The organism is Acidovorax sp. (assembly GCF_046339755.1).
In the GTDB taxonomy this organism is placed as follows: domain Bacteria; phylum Pseudomonadota; class Gammaproteobacteria; order Burkholderiales; family Burkholderiaceae_C; genus Acidovorax.
Map to the genome: position 1 here is coordinate 1 of NZ_JBKDTZ010000272.1, position 16,365 is coordinate 16,365.

Consider the following 16,365-nt stretch of genomic DNA (forward strand, 5'->3'; position numbering starts at 1 on the left):
CTGCGGCGCAGCACAATCGCGACTTCGCCGTTGTCCAGCCGCACGAAGGTGCCGGGCGGGCACAGGCCGATGGAGCGCACGAGCGTGTAGCTCACCTCGTCGCGCTGGTCCACCTCCTGGCCCACGATGGCACGCACCGAATCGGTGGCGCTGCGCCCGGCGCGCGATTTGCGCGGGCTGATCATGGCCGCGTAGCGGTCGATGGTGCCCAGGATGCGCGTCAGGCGGTCTTCGGGGTTCTGCTGTGCCAGGGGCACCTGGTCGGCCATGTTGGTGTGGTGCTGGCCCACGACGTCAAGCCACAGCTTGTCGCTCACGAACAGGCGCTCCAGCAGGGCCTGGCTCTCCTCGGGGTGGCTGCGGATGGCCTCCTGCTGCGCGCTGGTGGGGCGCTCGCGCTGCTCGGCCAGCTCGTCCTGCAGCGCGGTCATGCCGATGTTCATGGTCAATGCCGCGCGCACCAGGCTGTCGCGCTCGCTGGGCACCAGGCGCAGGTCCTGCGCCATGATGTGGCACAGGGTGCCGCAGACCAGCGCGTGCGCTGCGCTGTAGCCCACCGACGAAGTGGCGGCGAGCTGGAACATGAGGTACAGCGCCGCATCAATGTCGTGCGCCACCAGGTCCTGCAGCCACAGGTCGAAGGCGCGCACCTTGCCCGGAAAATCCTGCACCTGCAGCGGTTTGGAGAGCAGCACCGACAGGGCCGACTCCAGGTCCGACCACAGGCCCAGCAAGTCTTCGTACTCGCCCTCGTGGGGGCTGTTGTTGGGCAGCGGGGTGGTGGCGTTCATGGCAGGGGTGCGACGGTTCAGTGGCGCTTTTCCAGCACCATCTTGTCGTTGATGCGGGTCATCTGGAACGCGCCGAGGAAGCTGTTGCCCAGCAGCACATACGGCATGTCGGTGGACATGATGACGGCATCCACGCCCAGCACCTCCACATCGCCCACGCGCACGGAGTCCAGGCGCACCCTCCAGCCCTGGGCCACACCGTTGGCCGTGCTCATGAGCACCTTCTGGCTGTCTTCGGGCTTGAGGCCCATGCGGTCGGCCGCGGGCTTGCCGATGGCGACCACGGTCGCACCGGTGTCCACCATGTAGGTCATGGGCTTGCCATTGATGGAGCCGGTGTTGGTGAAGTGCCCCCGGCTGTCTGCCGTCAGGGTGATGCGCTTGCCGCTGCCGCTGGAGCCCAGGGCCACCGGGGATTCACCCAGGCGCAGCAGGCGCCGGGTGCCCTGGACTTCCACCGTGGCCTCGTCCTTGCTGACGGTCAGCACCTTCACGCCCTGGTGCGTCTCGCCCGGCCCCACGGCGCGCGGCGCGCTGCCATCGACCACCAGCAGCGCCTTGCTGCCCAGCACGCCGGCCAGGGCGATGGACTGGCCGGCAGCCCATGCCGGCAGCGCAAGGGCCATGGCTGCGGCCAGGGCCAGCGGGATCGCCAGGCGAGAGGTTTGCATGGGGGGCCGGTCCGCGTTGGCTCAGTCGCGGAAGTTGTCGAACGACAGTGGCGTGTCGGTCACGTCCTTGCGGATCAGGGCCATCGCGGCCTGCAGGTCGTCGCGCTTGGCGCCGGTCACGCGCACGGTGTCGCCCTGGATGGCGGCCTGCACCGTGAGTTTGCTGTCCTTGATCAGGCGCTGGATCTTCTTGGCCAGCTCGCTCTCGATGCCGTTTTTCACCTTGATGACCTGCTTGACCTTGTCGCCGCCCATCTTCTGCACATCGCCCATGTCCAGGAAGCGCACGTCCACATTGCGCTTGGTGAGCTTGTTGCGCAGCACGTCCTCGATCTGGGTGAGCTGGAAGTCGGCGTCGCCGATCAGCGTGATCTCCTTGTCCTTGATCTCGATGCTGGCGGAAGTGCCCTTGAAATCGAAGCGGGTGCCGATTTCCTTGGCGGTGTTTTCTACGCCGTTCTTCACTTCGACCAGGTTGGCTTCGCAGACGGTATCAAAAGATGGCATGGTGGTGGCTCTCTGTCTATCTCGGGAATACGGGTTTCGCCCCAGCGCTCCAAGGCGACACTGAATAAGTCTTCGCGATGGCGCGTGCCCTGATTTGGGATGGGCTGCCAGGCGCAAAGCGCAGCCATAGCCAGTGCTATGGCGAGCATTTGCTTGCGGAGCAGACCGCCCAAAGCGGGGCGCGCGGCGCGCGAGGGACTTGTTCAGTGTCGCCTTAATGCGCGGGTGCGACAATCGGGCCAATGGTAGTCGAGAAAAACGTCCCTTTGCAGCCCTGCAATACCTTCGGCATCGCCGCGCGCGCCCAGACCCTGGTTCGCGTGCGTTCTGCCGATGATATTGCGGTCTTCCTGGCCGATAAAGAACTGTCTGGCGGCCCGGTCTTCGTGCTGGGCGGCGGCAGCAACATCATCCTGACCGGCGACGTGCGTCCGGTGGTGCTCAAGATGGAGATCAAGGGCCTGCGCCTGGTGGAGGAAACGCCCCGGGCCTTCATCGTGGAGGCCGGTGCCGGCGAGGTCTGGCACGACTGCGTGGCCTGGACGCTGGACCAGGGCTACCCGGGCCTCGAAAACCTGGCCATGATCCCCGGTACCGTGGGTGCATCGCCGGTACAGAACATCGGCGCCTATGGCGTGGAGCTGCAGGACCGCTTCGAGTCGCTGGATGCCATCGACCTGGCCACGGGCGAGCGGTTCACGCTCGACGCCGCCCAGTGCGCGTTCGGCTACCGCGATTCGGTGTTCAAGCACGCCCCCGCGCAGCCCGAGGTGGCCGGCGGCCTGCCGCGCGGCATGGGCCTGGCCGGGCGCGCGGTGATCACGCATGTGCGGTTTCGCCTGCCGCGGCCCTGGAAGCCGGTGCTGGGCTACCTGGAGCTGGAGCGCCGCCGGGCCGAGGCCGGCGTCGACCACCCCACGGCCCGGCAGATGTTCGACTGGGTGTGCGACATCCGCCGCGCCAAGCTGCCCGACCCCGCCGTGGTGGGCAATGCCGGCAGTTTCTTCAAGAACCCCACGGTCTCGCCCGAGCAGTGCGCCGACATCATCGCGCGCGAACCCAAGATCGTGCACTACCCCATGCCCGATGGCAGCATCAAGCTGGCGGCCGGCTGGCTCATCGACGCCTGCGGCTGGAAGGGCAAGTCCATCGGCAAGGCGGGGGTCTACGAAAAGCAGGCCCTGGTGCTGGTCAACCGCGGGCGCGGCGAGCAGAGCGTGACCGGCGGAGAGGTCATGACCCTGGCCAAGGCCATCCAGACCAGCGTCTACGAGCGCTTCGGCATCCGGCTCGAGCCCGAGCCGGTAGTCGTGTAGCCACTCTGAAAAAGAAAAGCCACCCGAGGGTGGCTTTCTTCATGCGCTGGAGGCGGTTTACTCGCCGCGTTTGTCGTTCAACTGGGCCAGCGCGGCATTGCCACCCAGCGACAGCAGACCGGCGCGCGAGTACACGCCCAGCTTGGCGCGCGTGTCCACGATGTCCAGGTTGCGCATGGTCAGCTGTCCGATGCGGTCGGCCGGCGAGAAAGGCGCGTCTTCCACCTTTTCCATGCTCAGGCGCTCGGGCGCGTAGGTCAGGTTGGGGGATTCGGTGTTCAGCAGCGAGTAGTCGTTGCCGCGGCGCAGTTCGATCGTCACCGTGCCGGTGATGGCGCGCGCCACCCAGCGCTGGGCGGTTTCGCGCAGCATGATGGCCTGGGGGTCGACCCAGCGGCCCTGGTACAGCAGGCGGCCGAGCTTCAAGCCATTCATGCGGTACTGCTCGATGGTGTCCTCGTTGTGAATGCCGGTCACCAGGCGCTCGTAGGCGATGTGCAGCAGCGCCAGGCCGGGGGCTTCGTAGATGCCGCGGCTCTTGGCCTCGATGATGCGGTTCTCGATCTGGTCGCTCATGCCCAGGCCATGGCGGCCACCGATGCGGTTGGCTTCCAGGATCAGCGCCACGGGATCGTTGAACTCCACGCCGTTCAAGGCCACGGGCTGGCCTTCCTCGAAGCGCACCGAGACTTCCTCGGCCTTGACCTGCACGTCGTCTTTCCAGAACGCCACGCCCATGATGGGGTTCACGATGCGGATGCCGCTGTTCAGGAATTCGAGGTCCTTGGCCTCGTGCGTGGCGCCCAGCATGTTGCTGTCGGTGCTGTAGGCCTTCTCGGCGCTCATCTTGTAGCCGAAACCTTCCTTGGTCATGAAGGCCGACATCTCGGCACGGCCGCCCAGCTCGTCGATGAACAGCTGGTCCAGCCAGGGCTTGTAGATCTTGAGCGAAGGGTTGGTGAGCAGGCCGTAGCGGTAGAAGCGCTCGATGTCGTTGCCCTTGAAGGTCGAGCCGTCGCCCCAGATGTTGACGTCGTCCTCCTTCATGGCGGCCACCAGCATGGTGCCGGTAACGGCACGGCCCAGCGGTGTGGTGTTGAAGTAGGTGATGCCGGCGGTGCTGATGTGGAAGGCGCCGGCCTGCAGGGCGGCAATGCCTTCGTGCGCAAGCTGCGTGCGGCAGTCCACCAGGCGGGCCTTCTCGGCGCCGTATTCCATGGCCTTCTTGGGGATGGCGTCGTAGTCGGGCTCGTCGGGCTGGCCCAGGTTGGCCGTGTAGGCGTAGGGCAGGGCGCCCTTGTTCTTCATCCAGCGCAGCGCGGCACTGGTGTCGAGACCGCCGGAGAAGGCGATGCCGACCTTTTCGTTCAGGGGCAGGTTCTGGAGGATGGTGGCCATGTCGGTCTGGGCTTTCTCGCGGATCAGCCGAAGTGGCAGATGTAGTGGTAGGCGCTGGCCACGCGGATCTCGAACTTGGAGTTGCCGGGCACGCTGAACTTCTCGCCCGCGCCGGACTTGACCCAGGCGTCCGTGCCGTCGAGCTTGTACTCGCACTCGCCGCCCACGCATTCCATGATCTCGGGCGCGCCGGTGTTGAAGGTCAGCGTGGCGGGCAGCACCACGCCCACCGACTTCTTCGTGCCATCGGGGAAGGTGATGTTGTGGCTCACGCACTTGCCGTCAAAGTACACATTGGCCTGGGTGGTGACGGACACGCCGTCGATTTTTTCGGTGGTCATGAATGCGCGTTGGTTGGAGGGAAACCCCTGATTTTAGGCCACCGTACCGGCGCCGCCGCGCCAGGCAAAAAAAAGAGCCCCGAAGGGCTCTTTGAAGGACTGGCGCACGGGGAGGGCAGCCCGTAATGGCAATGGTCACTGGGCCGGCAGCGTGCGCATGCCGCCGGCTGCCCAGGCTGCCCGCTCAGCGCCAGTAGGGATTGCGCGGGTGGTGGTACGAGCGGTCGTAGCCGTACTCGATCACCGTGACCGGGGGCGTCACGTAGGTGGGTGGGGGCGCCGGGTAGGTCGAGGTGACCACGCCGGGCTGGGCATAGCCCTGCTGGTAGGCGGGCTCCGTCGAATAGGTCTGGCCCGGCTGCACGCTCACGGGGATCCAGCGGCCCGGGTCGTACTGGGTGCGCGTGGTGTACTGGCGGCCAGCGTACTCGTAGACCACGTTGTAGCCCACGGTGCGGTTCTCGTAGTAGGTCTGGTTGTGGCAGCGCTGCACGTTCTCGTACTGCGGCTGGCCATTGCCTTCGATGTTGTTGCCCAGCACGGCGCCACCGATCAGGCCCAGGGCCGTGGCCGCGGCACGGCCGCTGCCCTTGCCGATCTGGTTGCCGACGGCACCGCCGGCGATGGCACCCAGCACGGCGCCGCCACCCGAGGTGCGGTTGCCGCTGTACACGGTTTCGTTGTTGCACACCTGCTGGGGCACGGCCACCTGCTGCACGATGGGGGTGGACGAGAGCACGCGGCCCTGTTCTTGGGCACTGGCCATGGTGGCAACGGCGGCCAGGGCGGAAAGAATGACGATCTTTTTCATGGAGAAACTCCTTTCAGGGTCAGTGCATAACGCACCAGACTGTTGAAAAGTTTAGGCCGGGCCGGTCAAAACCGGGTGGGCAGGCCGTAAAACTGCGTAAAGATTTGTGCAATATCTCCGCTTTCCAGGCGCTGGATCACGGAAATCTCAGGGGTTGGAGCCGCCCTTTCGCCATTCGTTCCAGGTTTCGGGCACGAAACCGACCGAAATCCGGGTGCTGCCGCCTGTTTTCCACTCCACCACGGGGCGCTTGACCACGCTGGGCTGGGCCTGAAGCAGGGCGCTGGCGCTGGCGTCGTCCTTCACCGCGGCCTGGGTATCGGCATCGAGCTTGCGCCAGGTCGTGCCCTGGCGGTTCACCAGTTTGTCCCGGCCCACGGCGGCCAGCCAGCCGGGCAGGTGCCCGGCGGGCACGCCCTGCTTCTTGAAATCGTGGAAGGCGTAGTCCAGGCCCTGGTCGGTGAACCAGGTGCGCGCCTTTTTCACGGTGTCGCAGTTGGGAATGCCGTAAAGGGTGATGGTGGTGCTTGCGTTTGTCATGGTTACTGCGGGTTCAGGATGTGCGCGACCGTGGGCTCGGCGACAATCGCGGGCTGTATGGACACGAATAATATCGACACCCTGGACCGCTGGCTGCAGCACTGCGAGCGCCTGCACCCGCACAACATCGACATGGGCCTGGACCGTGTGAGCGAAGTGGCGCGCCGCATGGCGCTGCGCTTCGACTGCCCGGTGGTTACCGTGGCGGGCACCAATGGCAAGGGCTCCACATGCGCCATGCTGGAGGCCGTGGGCCTGCAGTCGGGCTACCGCACGGGGGTGTACACCTCGCCGCATCTGGTGCTCTTCGAGGAGCGCTGCCGTGTGCACGGCGAGATCGTGGCCGCTGCCGATCTGGTACCCCACTTCGCGGCCGTGGAGGCCGCCCGCGTGCAGGGCGGCGAGGCCATTTCGCTGACCTATTTCGAGTTGTCCACCCTGGCCATCCTGCGCCTCATGAGCCAGGCCCGCCTGGACCTGGCAATCCTGGAAGTGGGCCTGGGCGGGCGGCTCGACGCCACCAACATCATCGATGCCGACTGCGCCATCATCACCAGCATCGACATCGACCACACCGAATTCCTGGGCAAGGACCGCGAGAGCATCGGCCGCGAGAAGGCGGGCATCATGCGCGCCGGCCGCCCGGCGATCGTGAGCGACCCCATGGCTCCGCAGAGCGTGGTGGACCATGCCACTGCCATCGGGGCCGACCTGTGGCTCTCGGGCCGTGACTTCAACGTCTCGGGCGACAAGCAGCAGTGGAATTGGGCGGGCCGCGGCCGCCGCTATGCGGGCCTGGCCTATCCTGCGCTGCGTGGCGCCAACCAACTGGTGAATGCCGCGGGGGTGCTGGCCGCGTTCGAAGCCTTGCGCGAGCGCATTCCCGTGACCGCGCAGGCGGTGCGCACGGGCATGGGCATGGTGGAACTGCCCGGGCGCTTCCAGATCGTGCCGGGCGAGCCCACGCTGGTGCTGGACGTGGCGCACAACCCGCATTCGGTGGCAGCGCTCACGGCCAACCTCGATGCCATGGGCTTTTTCCCCACCACGCACGCAGTGTTCGGCGCCATGGCGGACAAGGACCTGGCCACCATGCTGGCCAAGGTGGGGCCGCTGGTGGACCGCTGGTACTTCACCAGCCTGCCCACGGCGCGAGCCGAGACGGGCGCCGCGCTGCAGCAGAAATGGAATGCCCTGCAGATGGTGGCCGGCGGGCGCCGCGAGGTGGCCACCAGCGTGCACCAAGACCCCATGCAGGCACTGCAGGCTGCCGTGGCGGCGGCAGACCCGGCTGATAGAATCGTGGTCTTTGGCTCGTTCTTCACGGTGGGCGGGGTATTGGTCAACGGCACTCCCCGCCTGCACGCCAAACATCTGGGCGCGTAAGCGCTCCGCACGAGTCGCAACTCCATGGCATTTTTCAAGTTTCGGTGGCCCGGTCAGAGTGAACCCGCCGCACCGGCCGACAAGCCGGCTGCCAAGCGCTCACGCGCTGCGCCCCAGGCCGAAAGCATCGAAGCGATGCGCCGGCGTGCGCGCCACCGCCTGATCGGTGCGGCCGTGCTGGTGGCCCTGGGCGTGGTGGGCTTTCCGCTGCTGTTCGACACCCAGCCGCGCCCCATTGCGGTGGACATACCGATAGAGATTCCCGACCGCAACAAGACCGCACCCGTGGTCGTGCCCGCGCCAGCACCGGCTGCTGCGCAGGCCCCCTCGGCCGCGCCGGCTTCTGCGGCGGTGGCGCGCCAGTCCGCACCGGCCCCGCAGCCTGCAGCAGGCCGCACGGCGCCGGGCCAGGGCAGTGCCGGCAATGGCCTGAGCGAAGGCGAGGAAATCATCGCCGGCCCCAACAAGCCGGCCCTGGTGCCCAAGCCCCCCGTGGTAGCGGCCGTGCCCAAGCCGGAACCCGCCCCCAAACCTGAACACAAGCCCGAGCCCAGGCCGGTTGCCGCAGCAACCCCTGCGCCTGCCGCGCCGGCCCGCAGCAGCGGCACCGACGAAGCGGCCCGCGCCCGCGCCCTGCTGGAGGGCCGGACCACGGCGCCCGCCGTGGCGGCGTCAGCAGCCCCGGCCAGTGCCGAAGACGCCCGCTTCATCGTGCAGGTGGGGGCTTTTGCCGATGCGGACAAGGCGCGCGAGGCGCGCACCAAGGTGGAGCGCGCCGGCCTCAAGACCTTTGTGCAGGTGGTGGATACCAAGGACGGCAAGCGCACCCGGGTGCGCGTGGGCCCCTACAACAACCGCGCGGATGCGGACAAGGCGGCCGGCAAGATCCGTTCGCTGGAACTGTCGGCATCGGTGCTGACGCTTTGATGCCGGAGCAGGCTGCTGCGCCGGTGATGGCGGCGCTGGACTGGATTTTCGTGGCCGTGCTGCTGGCCTCCATGCTGTTGGGGGCCTGGCGCGGCCTGGTGTACGAGGTGATGTCCCTGGTGGGATGGGTGGTGGCGTTCTTTGCGGCGCAGTGGCTGGCCAGCGATGTGGCAGCGTTGCTGCCCATGGGAGAGCCCGAGAGCAGCTTGCGCTATGCCGCGGGGTTTGCGCTGGTGTTCATCGGCGCGGTCTTTGCGTGGGGCTTTTTGGCCTGGCTGGCCAAGAAGCTGGTGGAATCCATCGGCCTGCGCCCGGTGGACCGCACGCTCGGTGCGGCTTTCGGGGTACTCCGGGGGCTGGTGCTGCTGGCCGTGGCCGTGGTGGCCCGGCTCACGCCGATGCATGAGGCCGCCTGGTGGCAGGAGTCGCGTGGGGCGCCGGTATTGGCCCAGGTGCTGGAGGGGTTGAAACCGGTGCTTCCGGAAGAATTTACGAGGCACTTGCCTTCGTGATACGCAGTGGCCAGAAGCCGCTGTGGTGGGTTTGCAGCGGGGATGTTCCCGCAAACGGATGGAAACGAACTATGTGTGGAATCGTCGGCGTCGTCAGTACAACGCCCGTCAATCAGTTGATCTATGACGCCTTGCTGCTGCTGCAGCACCGGGGCCAGGATGCCGCCGGCATCGTGACCCAGCAGGGCCGCAAGTTCTTCATGCACAAGGCCAAGGGCATGGTGCGCGACGTGTTCCGCACGCGCAACATGCGGGCCCTGCCGGGCAATGTGGGCCTGGGCCAGGTGCGCTACCCCACGGCAGGCAATGCCTACAGCGAGGAAGAGGCCCAGCCCTTCTACGTGAACGCGCCCTTCGGCCTGGTGCTGGTGCACAACGGCAACCTGACCAATGCCCAGACGCTGCGCACCGAACTGTTCCAGACCGACCACCGCCACACCAACACCGAGAGCGATTCGGAAGTGCTGCTCAACGTGTTTGCGCACGAGCTCGATCGCGCCACGGCCGGCGTGCCGCTGCGTCCTGAAGATGTGTTCACCGCCGTGCGCGCCGTGAACAAGCGCATCAAGGGCTCCTACGCCGTGATCGCCATGATCGCCGGCCACGGCCTGCTGGCCTTCCGCGACCCGCACGGCATCCGCCCGCTGGCCATTGGCCGCAGCGCCGACGGCAATGTCATGGTGGGCAGCGAATCGGTGGCGCTGGAGGGCACCTCGCACGTGTTCGAGCGCAACATCGAGCCCGGCGAAGCCGTGTTCATCACGCTCGACGGCACCGTGCATTCGGCCCAGTGCGCCGAGAACCCGCAGCTCAACCCTTGCATCTTCGAGTTCGTGTACCTGGCGCGCCCTGATTCGGTGCTGGACGGTATCTCGGTCTACCAGGCGCGCCTGAACCTGGGCGAGGCCCTGGCCAAGCGCGTGGTCTCCACCGTGCCGCCCAACGAGATCGACGTCATCATCCCCATCCCCGAATCCAGCCGCCCCAGCGCCACCCAACTGGCGCACCTGCTGGGCGTGCCGTACCGCGAAGGCTTCGTGAAGAACCGCTACGTGGGCCGCACCTTCATCATGCCCGGCCAGGGCGTGCGCAAGAAGTCCGTGCGCCAGAAGCTCAACGTGATCGCCAGCGAGTTCAAGGGCCGCAATGTGCTGCTGGTGGATGACTCCATCGTGCGTGGCACCACCTCGCGCGAGATCGTGCAGATGGCGCGCGACGCCGGCGCCCGCAACGTCTACCTGGCCAGCGCTGCGCCGCCGGTGCGCTACCCCAACGTCTACGGCATCGACATGCCCACCAGCAGCGAGCTGGTGGCCCATGGCCGCACGGTGGAAGAACTCCGCCTGGTCATCGGCTGCGACGCGCTGATCTACCAGGACGTGGATGGCATGAAGAAGGCCGTGGGCTCGCTCAACAAGGCCATCGTGGGCTTCGATGCCTCGTGCTTCGACGGTACCTATGTGACCGGCGACATCACCGCCGACGAGATTGCGCGCCTGAACGAAGGCCGTGTGGGCGTGGAAGAGAACGAAGAGGACACCTCGCGCCTGGCACTGCCCAACGCACAGGACGCATAAGAAACAGGCTCTTTCGAGGGCCGGCATCCTTCGTTGACAAGCCATTCGTGGGCGCGCCGATCATCGGGGCGCCCATGCCGTTTCAGGGCGGGCCCGCCCGGCACCTATCATTATTGGCATTGAACGCCGCCTTTCGCCTGCACCATGGCCCGCAGGGCAGGGCGGCCCACCTTAAAGACTATGACCGACCAGAACACCACCTCCACACTCGCCACGGCCCGCGTGCGCACCCGGTTTGCGCCCTCGCCCACGGGCTTCATCCACCTGGGCAACATCCGCTCGGCCCTGTATCCCTGGGCGTTTGCGCGTGCCATGGGCGGCGACTTCATCCTGCGCATCGAGGACACCGACGTGGAGCGCTCCAGCCAAGTGGCGGTGGACGTGATCCTGGAAAGCATGGAATGGCTGAGCATGCAGCCCGACGAGGGCCCGTTCTACCAGATGCAGCGCATGGACCGCTACCGTGCCGTGCTCGAAGACCTCAAGGCCACGGGCCTGGTCTACCCCTGCTATATGGGCATTGCCGAACTCGACGCCCTGCGCGAAAAGCAGATGGCCGCCAAGGAAAAGCCGCGCTACGACGGCACCTGGCGCCCCGAGCCCGGCAAGACCCTGCCGGCCATCCCCGAAGGCGTGCAGCCCGTGCTGCGCTTCAAGAACCCGCAGGGCGGCGTGGTCGCCTGGGACGACAAGGTCAAGGGCCGCATCGAGATCAGCAACGATGAGCTCGACGACCTGGTGATCGCGCGCCCCGACGGTACGCCCACCTACAACTTCTGCGTGGTGGTGGACGATATCGACATGGCCATCACCCACGTGATCCGCGGCGACGACCATGTGAACAACACGCCGCGCCAGATCAACATCTTCCGCGCCCTGGGCAAGGAGCCGCCGGTCTATGCCCACCTGCCTACCGTGTTGAACGAGCTGGGTGAGAAGATGAGCAAGCGCAACGGCGCCAAGCCCGTCACCCAGTACCGCGACGAAGGCTATCTGCCCGACGCCATGGTCAACTACCTGGCCCGCCTGGGCTGGAGCCACGGCGACGACGAGATCTTCAGCCGCGCGCAGTTCCTCGAATGGTTCAACCTCGACCACCTGGGCCGCAGCGCTGCGCAGTTCGACGAGGCCAAGCTGCGCTGGGTGAATGCCCAGCACCTCAAGGCCATGGACGACGAGGCCCTGGCCACCCTGGTCTCGGCGCAGCTGCAAAAGCGTGGCCTGGCCGCCGCCGACCTGGCCGATGGCCGCCTGCCGCGCATCTGCGCCCTGTTCAAGGACCGCTGCGACACCACGGTGGCCCTGGCCGACTGGGCCCAGGTGTTCTATGGCGATGTGACCCCGAACGAGGCCGAGCTGGCCCAGCATGTGACGGACGCCATCCGTCCCGCCATGGCCGCGCTGTCCGAAGCGCTCGCCACCTGCGAATGGAACAAGGCCGCCATCAGCGCCGCCTTCAAGCAGGTGCTGGCGGCCCACGGCCTGAAGATGCCCCAGCTGGCCATGCCCGTGCGCGTGCTGACGGTGGGCACGGCCCATACGCCATCGGTCGATGCGGTGCTCGAATTGCTTGGGCGCGAAAAAATTCGCGTTCGTTTGCAAAACGGCTAAAAACCTGTCTATAATTTGAGTCTCTGATGAAGACGACATACACAGTGTGAATGAAGTCGAAAAAACGCAGTTTGGGAAGGTATTTCCAGCTGCGCCAAGTGGGGGTATAGCTCAGCTGGGAGAGCGCTTGCATGGCATGCAAGAGGTCATCGGTTCGATCCCGTTTACCTCCACCACTTTCCATCAGAACGGTTCGCAAGTTCCAAGGTTTTGACCCTATCGTCTAGAGGCCTAGGACATCACCCTTTCACGGTGAGTACCGGGGTTCGAATCCCCGTAGGGTCGCCAAGTTGTAGCGCTTGGCTTGTGAGGTGGCAACACCGCTGCAAGCAAAAGCTGCCTGCCAGGAGTGGTAGTTCAGTTGGTTAGAATACCGGCCTGTCACGCCGGGGGTCGCGGGTTCGAGTCCCGTCCACTCCGCCATTATGAAAGCCGATGCAAATTTCTGATTTGCATCGGCTTTTTCATTGGTCATTTTGATTTGATTTGCATGCAAGCGCGGACAAATGCGTGCGGCGGTTGTGCATGTGCAGTCAGGGAGCCCGCGTACCAGCGTCCAACACCGCTCTTGCGTCCGGACGGCTGCCGGTACCATCACTGCGCATGCCATGGCTTGCTTCCGTTTATCGCTGCCTGACTGGTTGATGTGGCAGGGAGCGCCATCGGGTACAGCCCTCCAGGCGGCTGGGCTTGGGGCCTCCCTATCTCCGCCCACAGCCCATGTCGCCGTCCAAGTGTTCGACGTGCAGCGCCTGTACCGATACGACATGCCAAGAGCCCTCAGATCGACGCGTTTGGTGGCCAGTTTGATCGGATGGGGAACCCGTGCCGACTGGCCTGTCCCTAGAATCCCGATGCGTTCCGGTGCCTGCCGGTCACCGGATTCCTCTTCACTGCCAACCTCCAAGGATGGGATCTTCCATGCAACTCACCAGCCACAGCTTCAAAGACGGCCAGGCCATTCCTGGCGAATTTGCCTTTGCCGTCCCCGATGCAGCATCGCATGTCGCTTTGTCGTCCAACCGCAATCCGCACCTGGCCTGGGTCGGCGCGCCTGAGGGCACGCAGTCGTTCGTCGTGGTCTGCCATGACCCCGATGTACCCAGCCGGGGCGACGACGTGAACCAGGAAGGCCGTGAGGTGCCTGCCACGCTGCCACGTGTGGACTTCTTCCACTGGCTGCTGCTCGACATTCCGGCAGGCACCACGCAAATCGCAGCGGGTGCGCAGTCGAGCGCCGTCACGCCCCGTGGCAAGAGCGGCCCTGCGGCACCCGGCGGCCTGCGCCATGGCATCAACGACTACACCGGCTGGTTCGCGGGCGACGAGCAGATGAAGGGCGACTACTACGGCTATGACGGCCCCTGCCCACCGTGGAACGACACCCTGGTGCACCACTACGTCTTTACGGTGTATGCGCTGGCCGCACCCACCCTGGTCGTGCAGGGGCCGTTGAACGGTGCGAATGTGCGTGCCGCCCTTGCCTCTGCACCCGTGCTGGCGCAGGCCAGCCTGACCGGTCTCTACAGCCTCAACCCCGCGGTACCTGCCGTCTGAGTGCCAGAGGCGCCTTGCCGCCTGCTGCCATGGCGGGCGGCGGCGCGAATCTGGCTTGGTCCCTGCCCGCGGGTGCTCCGGTGTGGCGGCACGGCCTGTGCGGTCTGGCCCAGCCCCGCCTGGAGCCGCCGCAGCACACGCCGCGTTTCCTGTTCCATGAAGCGACGCTGGTGCTGGCCGTGGCCGGACGGTTGCAGCTGGAAGATGGCAGCAGTGGCAGTGCGGTGGTGGCGGAGTCTCCCACCTCGCTGCTGCTCGTCCAGCCGGCCACCTGCGCAGAGCTGGTGAAGACACCGGGTGGTGCAGAGCAGCGCTTTCGTTCCGTGCTGCTCACGCTGTCCGCGGACTTGCCGGACGCCTTTCACCGCATCCGGCCGCCGGCCGAGGTGGAGGCCGCGGCTGCCCCGGCCTTCAGGCAGATGCCGTGGGACGGAGACCTCGCCGCGAGCCTGCGGCATGTGGTGGACGGCGCGGCCAATGTGCGCATCAGCGACGAGCGCCTGCGCTACCGCCTGATGGACCTGCTGGCCGCCTTGGCGGAGCATGGCCATCTCTTCAGGGCCGAACGCCAGGGCACCTCGGGGCGCTTGCGCACCTTGATCGGCGAGGCCACAACGCGCAGGAGCATGTGCGCGTCGATGTTCTGCTGGTCGACATCCGCATGCACCACGCCCTGATGCTGGTGCAGACCACGTCGTGGAGCGTTCCGCGCACTGTGCCGGCCTGCGGGTACCAGTCCCGGGCACGCTTTGCCGAGCGCTTCCGAGCGCGCTTCGGCTACCTGCCTTCGACCGTCCGCTAGGGTTTTCTTCACTGCGCCTGTCTTGCCGGTGGGGAAGGGTGCGGGCAATCGTCCTACGTGGATTCAGGACGCTGCCGCCATGGCTTGGCATGCGCGTGCGCCCACCATGGACCGATTCGCCCCCACAGGACAACACCATGAATCCAGCGACTGCACTGCCGGCGATCTCCCGGCGCGACCTGCTGATCGCCGGCGCTGCCACCAGCGCCGCAACGGCAACCCCACCTGCCAGTGCCCAGATGCCGGCGACGCCGCAGCCACCCGGCGTGACTTTTCCCATCCCGGTCGCCAAGGTCACGTTCATCGTGAACAGCCAGCCGCGCGAGCTGGAGCTGGACACGCGCACGACCTTGCTGGATGCGCTGCGCGAACACCTGCAGCTCACGGGCACCAAGAAGGGCTGCGACCATGGCCAGTGCGGTGCCTGCACCGTCATCGCCGATGGCCGGCGCATCAATGCCTGCCTGACCCTGGCCGTGATGCACGAAGGTGCGCAGATCACCACCGTGGAAGGCCTGGGCACGCCGCGCAACCTGCACCCCCTGCAGGCGGCCTTTGTGAAGCACGATGGCTACCAGTGCGGCTACTGCACGCCGGGGCAGATCTGTTCGGCCGTGGGCGTGCTCGACGAGATCCGCAAAGGAATCCCCAGCCATGTGAGCGCCGACCTCACGGCGCGGCCGCTGCTGTCGGCCGAAGAACTGCGCGAGCGCATGAGCGGCAACATCTGCCGTTGCGGCGCCTATTCCAACATCGTGGATGCCATCACCGAAGTGGCGGGAGCAAGAACATGAGGCCCTTTACCTACGAACGGGCGCAGTCGCCCGCCGAAGCCGCTGCCGCCGTGGAGCGGGTGCCGGGTGCCAAGTTCATCGCGGGCGGCACCAACCTGCTCGACCTGATGAAGCTGCAGATCGAGACCCCCGTGCACCTGGTGGACGTGAATGCCTTGCAGCTGGACAAGGTGGAGCCTGCGCTCGACGGTGGCCTGCGCATCGGTGCCCTGGTGCGCAACACCGACCTGGCCGCGCACGAACGCATCCGGCGGGACTACGCCGTGCTCTCGCGTGCCCTGCTGGCGGGCGCCTCGGGTCAGCTGCGCAACAAGGCCACCACGGCGGGCAACCTGCTGCAGCGCACACGCTGCCCGTATTTCTACGACACCCACATGCCCTGCAACAAGCGCCAGCCCGGCAGCGGCTGCAGCGCCATCGGCGGTGTCACGCGCCAGCATGCGGTGGTCGGCACCAGCCCGGCCTGCATCGCCACGCACCCGAGCGACATGGCCGTGGCTTTGCGTGTGCTCGACGCCAAGGTGGAAACGGTGCGCGGCGACGGCCGCACGCGCGTGATACCGATTGCAGACTTCCACCGCCTGCCAGGCACCACGCCGCAGGTCGAGACGGTGCTGGCCCCGGGGGAGCTCATCACGGCCGTGACCCTGCCCCGGCCCGTGGGCGGCACGCACCTCTACCGCAAGGTGCGCGACCGCGCCTCGTATGCGTTTGCGCTGGTCTCGGTGGCGGCCATCGTGCAGCGCAATGGCACGGGGCGCATCGCGCTGGGTGGCGTGGCCCACAAGCCCTGGCGCGTGGAGGCGGCAGAGGCCGAACTGCCC

General features: G+C 66.5%; 18 protein-coding genes and 3 tRNA genes. 14 read left to right on the plus strand and 7 right to left on the minus strand.

Going from position 1 to position 16,365, the window contains the following annotated elements; genetic code table 11:
* The 3 genes from ACK59X_RS23435 to ACK59X_RS23445 form a co-directional block, all read right to left on the minus strand.
* The coding region (locus ACK59X_RS23435; RefSeq protein WP_409960782.1) for an HD-GYP domain-containing protein at nucleotides 1-791 on the minus strand (791 nt) is incomplete at its 3' end.
* Nucleotides 792-808: 17 nt separating this feature from the next.
* Nucleotides 809-1,462 (minus strand): TIGR02281 family clan AA aspartic protease, encoded by a 654-nt coding sequence (locus tag ACK59X_RS23440; RefSeq protein ID WP_409960783.1) that lies wholly within the window; start codon nucleotides 1,460-1,462, stop codon nucleotides 809-811.
* A gap of 21 nt (nucleotides 1,463-1,483) precedes the next feature.
* Nucleotides 1,484-1,969: a YajQ family cyclic di-GMP-binding protein gene (locus tag ACK59X_RS23445; RefSeq protein ID WP_409960784.1), complete on the minus strand. Its 486-nt coding sequence runs from the start codon at nucleotides 1,967-1,969 to the stop codon at nucleotides 1,484-1,486.
* Between the two features lie 242 nt (nucleotides 1,970-2,211).
* On the opposite strand from ACK59X_RS23445, the gene murB reads away from it, so the two are divergent.
* The gene (murB, locus tag ACK59X_RS23450) at nucleotides 2,212-3,285 is read left to right on the plus strand and encodes a UDP-N-acetylmuramate dehydrogenase (protein ID WP_409960785.1); all 1,074 of its coding nucleotides are present in this window, start codon (nucleotides 2,212-2,214) and stop codon (nucleotides 3,283-3,285) included.
* A 57-nt stretch (nucleotides 3,286-3,342) separates the two neighbouring features.
* Here murB and argG read toward each other — a convergent pair whose 3' ends face one another.
* The 4 genes from argG to ACK59X_RS23470 all read right to left on the minus strand — a co-directional run bounded on the left by argG (nucleotide 3,343) and on the right by ACK59X_RS23470 (nucleotide 6,375).
* Nucleotides 3,343-4,683: an argininosuccinate synthase gene (argG, locus tag ACK59X_RS23455; protein ID WP_409960786.1), complete on the minus strand. Its 1,341-nt coding sequence runs from the start codon at nucleotides 4,681-4,683 to the stop codon at nucleotides 3,343-3,345.
* Between the two features lie 23 nt (nucleotides 4,684-4,706).
* Nucleotides 4,707-5,024 carry a pyrimidine/purine nucleoside phosphorylase gene (locus ACK59X_RS23460; protein ID WP_409960787.1) on the minus strand — a complete coding sequence of 106 codons (318 nt, stop codon included), beginning with the start codon at nucleotides 5,022-5,024 and terminating at the stop codon, nucleotides 4,707-4,709.
* A 184-nt stretch (nucleotides 5,025-5,208) separates the two neighbouring features.
* Nucleotides 5,209-5,835 carry a glycine zipper 2TM domain-containing protein gene (locus ACK59X_RS23465; RefSeq protein WP_409960788.1) on the minus strand — a complete coding sequence of 209 codons (627 nt, stop codon included), beginning with the start codon at nucleotides 5,833-5,835 and terminating at the stop codon, nucleotides 5,209-5,211.
* A 147-nt stretch (nucleotides 5,836-5,982) separates the two neighbouring features.
* Nucleotides 5,983-6,375 carry an arsenate reductase gene (locus ACK59X_RS23470; RefSeq protein WP_409960789.1) on the minus strand — a complete coding sequence of 131 codons (393 nt, stop codon included), beginning with the start codon at nucleotides 6,373-6,375 and terminating at the stop codon, nucleotides 5,983-5,985.
* 57 nt (nucleotides 6,376-6,432) lie between these two features.
* Between ACK59X_RS23470 and folC the strand changes: the two genes are divergently transcribed.
* The 13 genes from folC to ACK59X_RS23535 form a co-directional block, all read left to right on the plus strand.
* Complete coding sequence (folC, locus tag ACK59X_RS23475; RefSeq protein WP_409960790.1) at nucleotides 6,433-7,761, plus strand: bifunctional tetrahydrofolate synthase/dihydrofolate synthase; 1,329 nt, start codon at nucleotides 6,433-6,435, stop codon at nucleotides 7,759-7,761.
* A gap of 24 nt (nucleotides 7,762-7,785) precedes the next feature.
* A complete protein-coding gene (locus tag ACK59X_RS23480) occupies nucleotides 7,786-8,688 on the plus strand; it encodes an SPOR domain-containing protein (RefSeq protein ID WP_409960791.1) in 903 nt (300 codons plus the stop codon).
* Between the two features lie 26 nt (nucleotides 8,689-8,714).
* Complete coding sequence (locus ACK59X_RS23485; RefSeq protein WP_409960799.1) at nucleotides 8,715-9,200, plus strand: CvpA family protein; 486 nt, start codon at nucleotides 8,715-8,717, stop codon at nucleotides 9,198-9,200.
* 71 nt (nucleotides 9,201-9,271) lie between these two features.
* Nucleotides 9,272-10,777, plus strand: coding sequence for an amidophosphoribosyltransferase (gene purF, locus ACK59X_RS23490; RefSeq protein ID WP_409960792.1), 1,506 nt, complete (start codon nucleotides 9,272-9,274; stop codon nucleotides 10,775-10,777).
* A 180-nt stretch (nucleotides 10,778-10,957) separates the two neighbouring features.
* The gene (gene gltX / locus ACK59X_RS23495) at nucleotides 10,958-12,388 is read left to right on the plus strand and encodes a glutamate--tRNA ligase (RefSeq protein ID WP_409960793.1); all 1,431 of its coding nucleotides are present in this window, start codon (nucleotides 10,958-10,960) and stop codon (nucleotides 12,386-12,388) included.
* A gap of 100 nt (nucleotides 12,389-12,488) precedes the next feature.
* Nucleotides 12,489-12,564, plus strand: a tRNA-Ala gene (locus tag ACK59X_RS23500).
* 36 nt (nucleotides 12,565-12,600) lie between these two features.
* Nucleotides 12,601-12,676 (plus strand) — tRNA-Glu (locus ACK59X_RS23505).
* Between the two features lie 58 nt (nucleotides 12,677-12,734).
* Nucleotides 12,735-12,811: transfer RNA gene (locus tag ACK59X_RS23510), tRNA-Asp, on the plus strand.
* Nucleotides 12,812-13,309: 498 nt separating this feature from the next.
* Entirely contained in the window at nucleotides 13,310-13,945 is a 636-nt protein-coding gene (locus ACK59X_RS23515) for a YbhB/YbcL family Raf kinase inhibitor-like protein (protein WP_409960794.1), read from the plus strand.
* A 29-nt stretch (nucleotides 13,946-13,974) separates the two neighbouring features.
* Nucleotides 13,975-14,622 carry a hypothetical protein gene (locus ACK59X_RS23520; protein WP_409960795.1) on the plus strand — a complete coding sequence of 216 codons (648 nt, stop codon included), beginning with the start codon at nucleotides 13,975-13,977 and terminating at the stop codon, nucleotides 14,620-14,622.
* Complete coding sequence (locus ACK59X_RS23525; protein WP_409960796.1) at nucleotides 14,607-14,747, plus strand: hypothetical protein; 141 nt, start codon at nucleotides 14,607-14,609, stop codon at nucleotides 14,745-14,747. Before ACK59X_RS23520 ends, ACK59X_RS23525 begins: the two co-directional genes overlap by 16 nt.
* Nucleotides 14,748-14,884: 137 nt before the next feature.
* Nucleotides 14,885-15,541, plus strand: a complete 657-nt coding sequence (gene paoA / locus ACK59X_RS23530) for an aldehyde dehydrogenase iron-sulfur subunit PaoA (protein ID WP_409960797.1) — start codon at nucleotides 14,885-14,887, stop codon at nucleotides 15,539-15,541.
* A partial coding sequence (locus ACK59X_RS23535; protein WP_409960798.1) for an FAD binding domain-containing protein occupies nucleotides 15,538-16,365 on the plus strand: 828 nt, incomplete at its 3' end. The genes paoA and ACK59X_RS23535, both read left to right, overlap by 4 nt.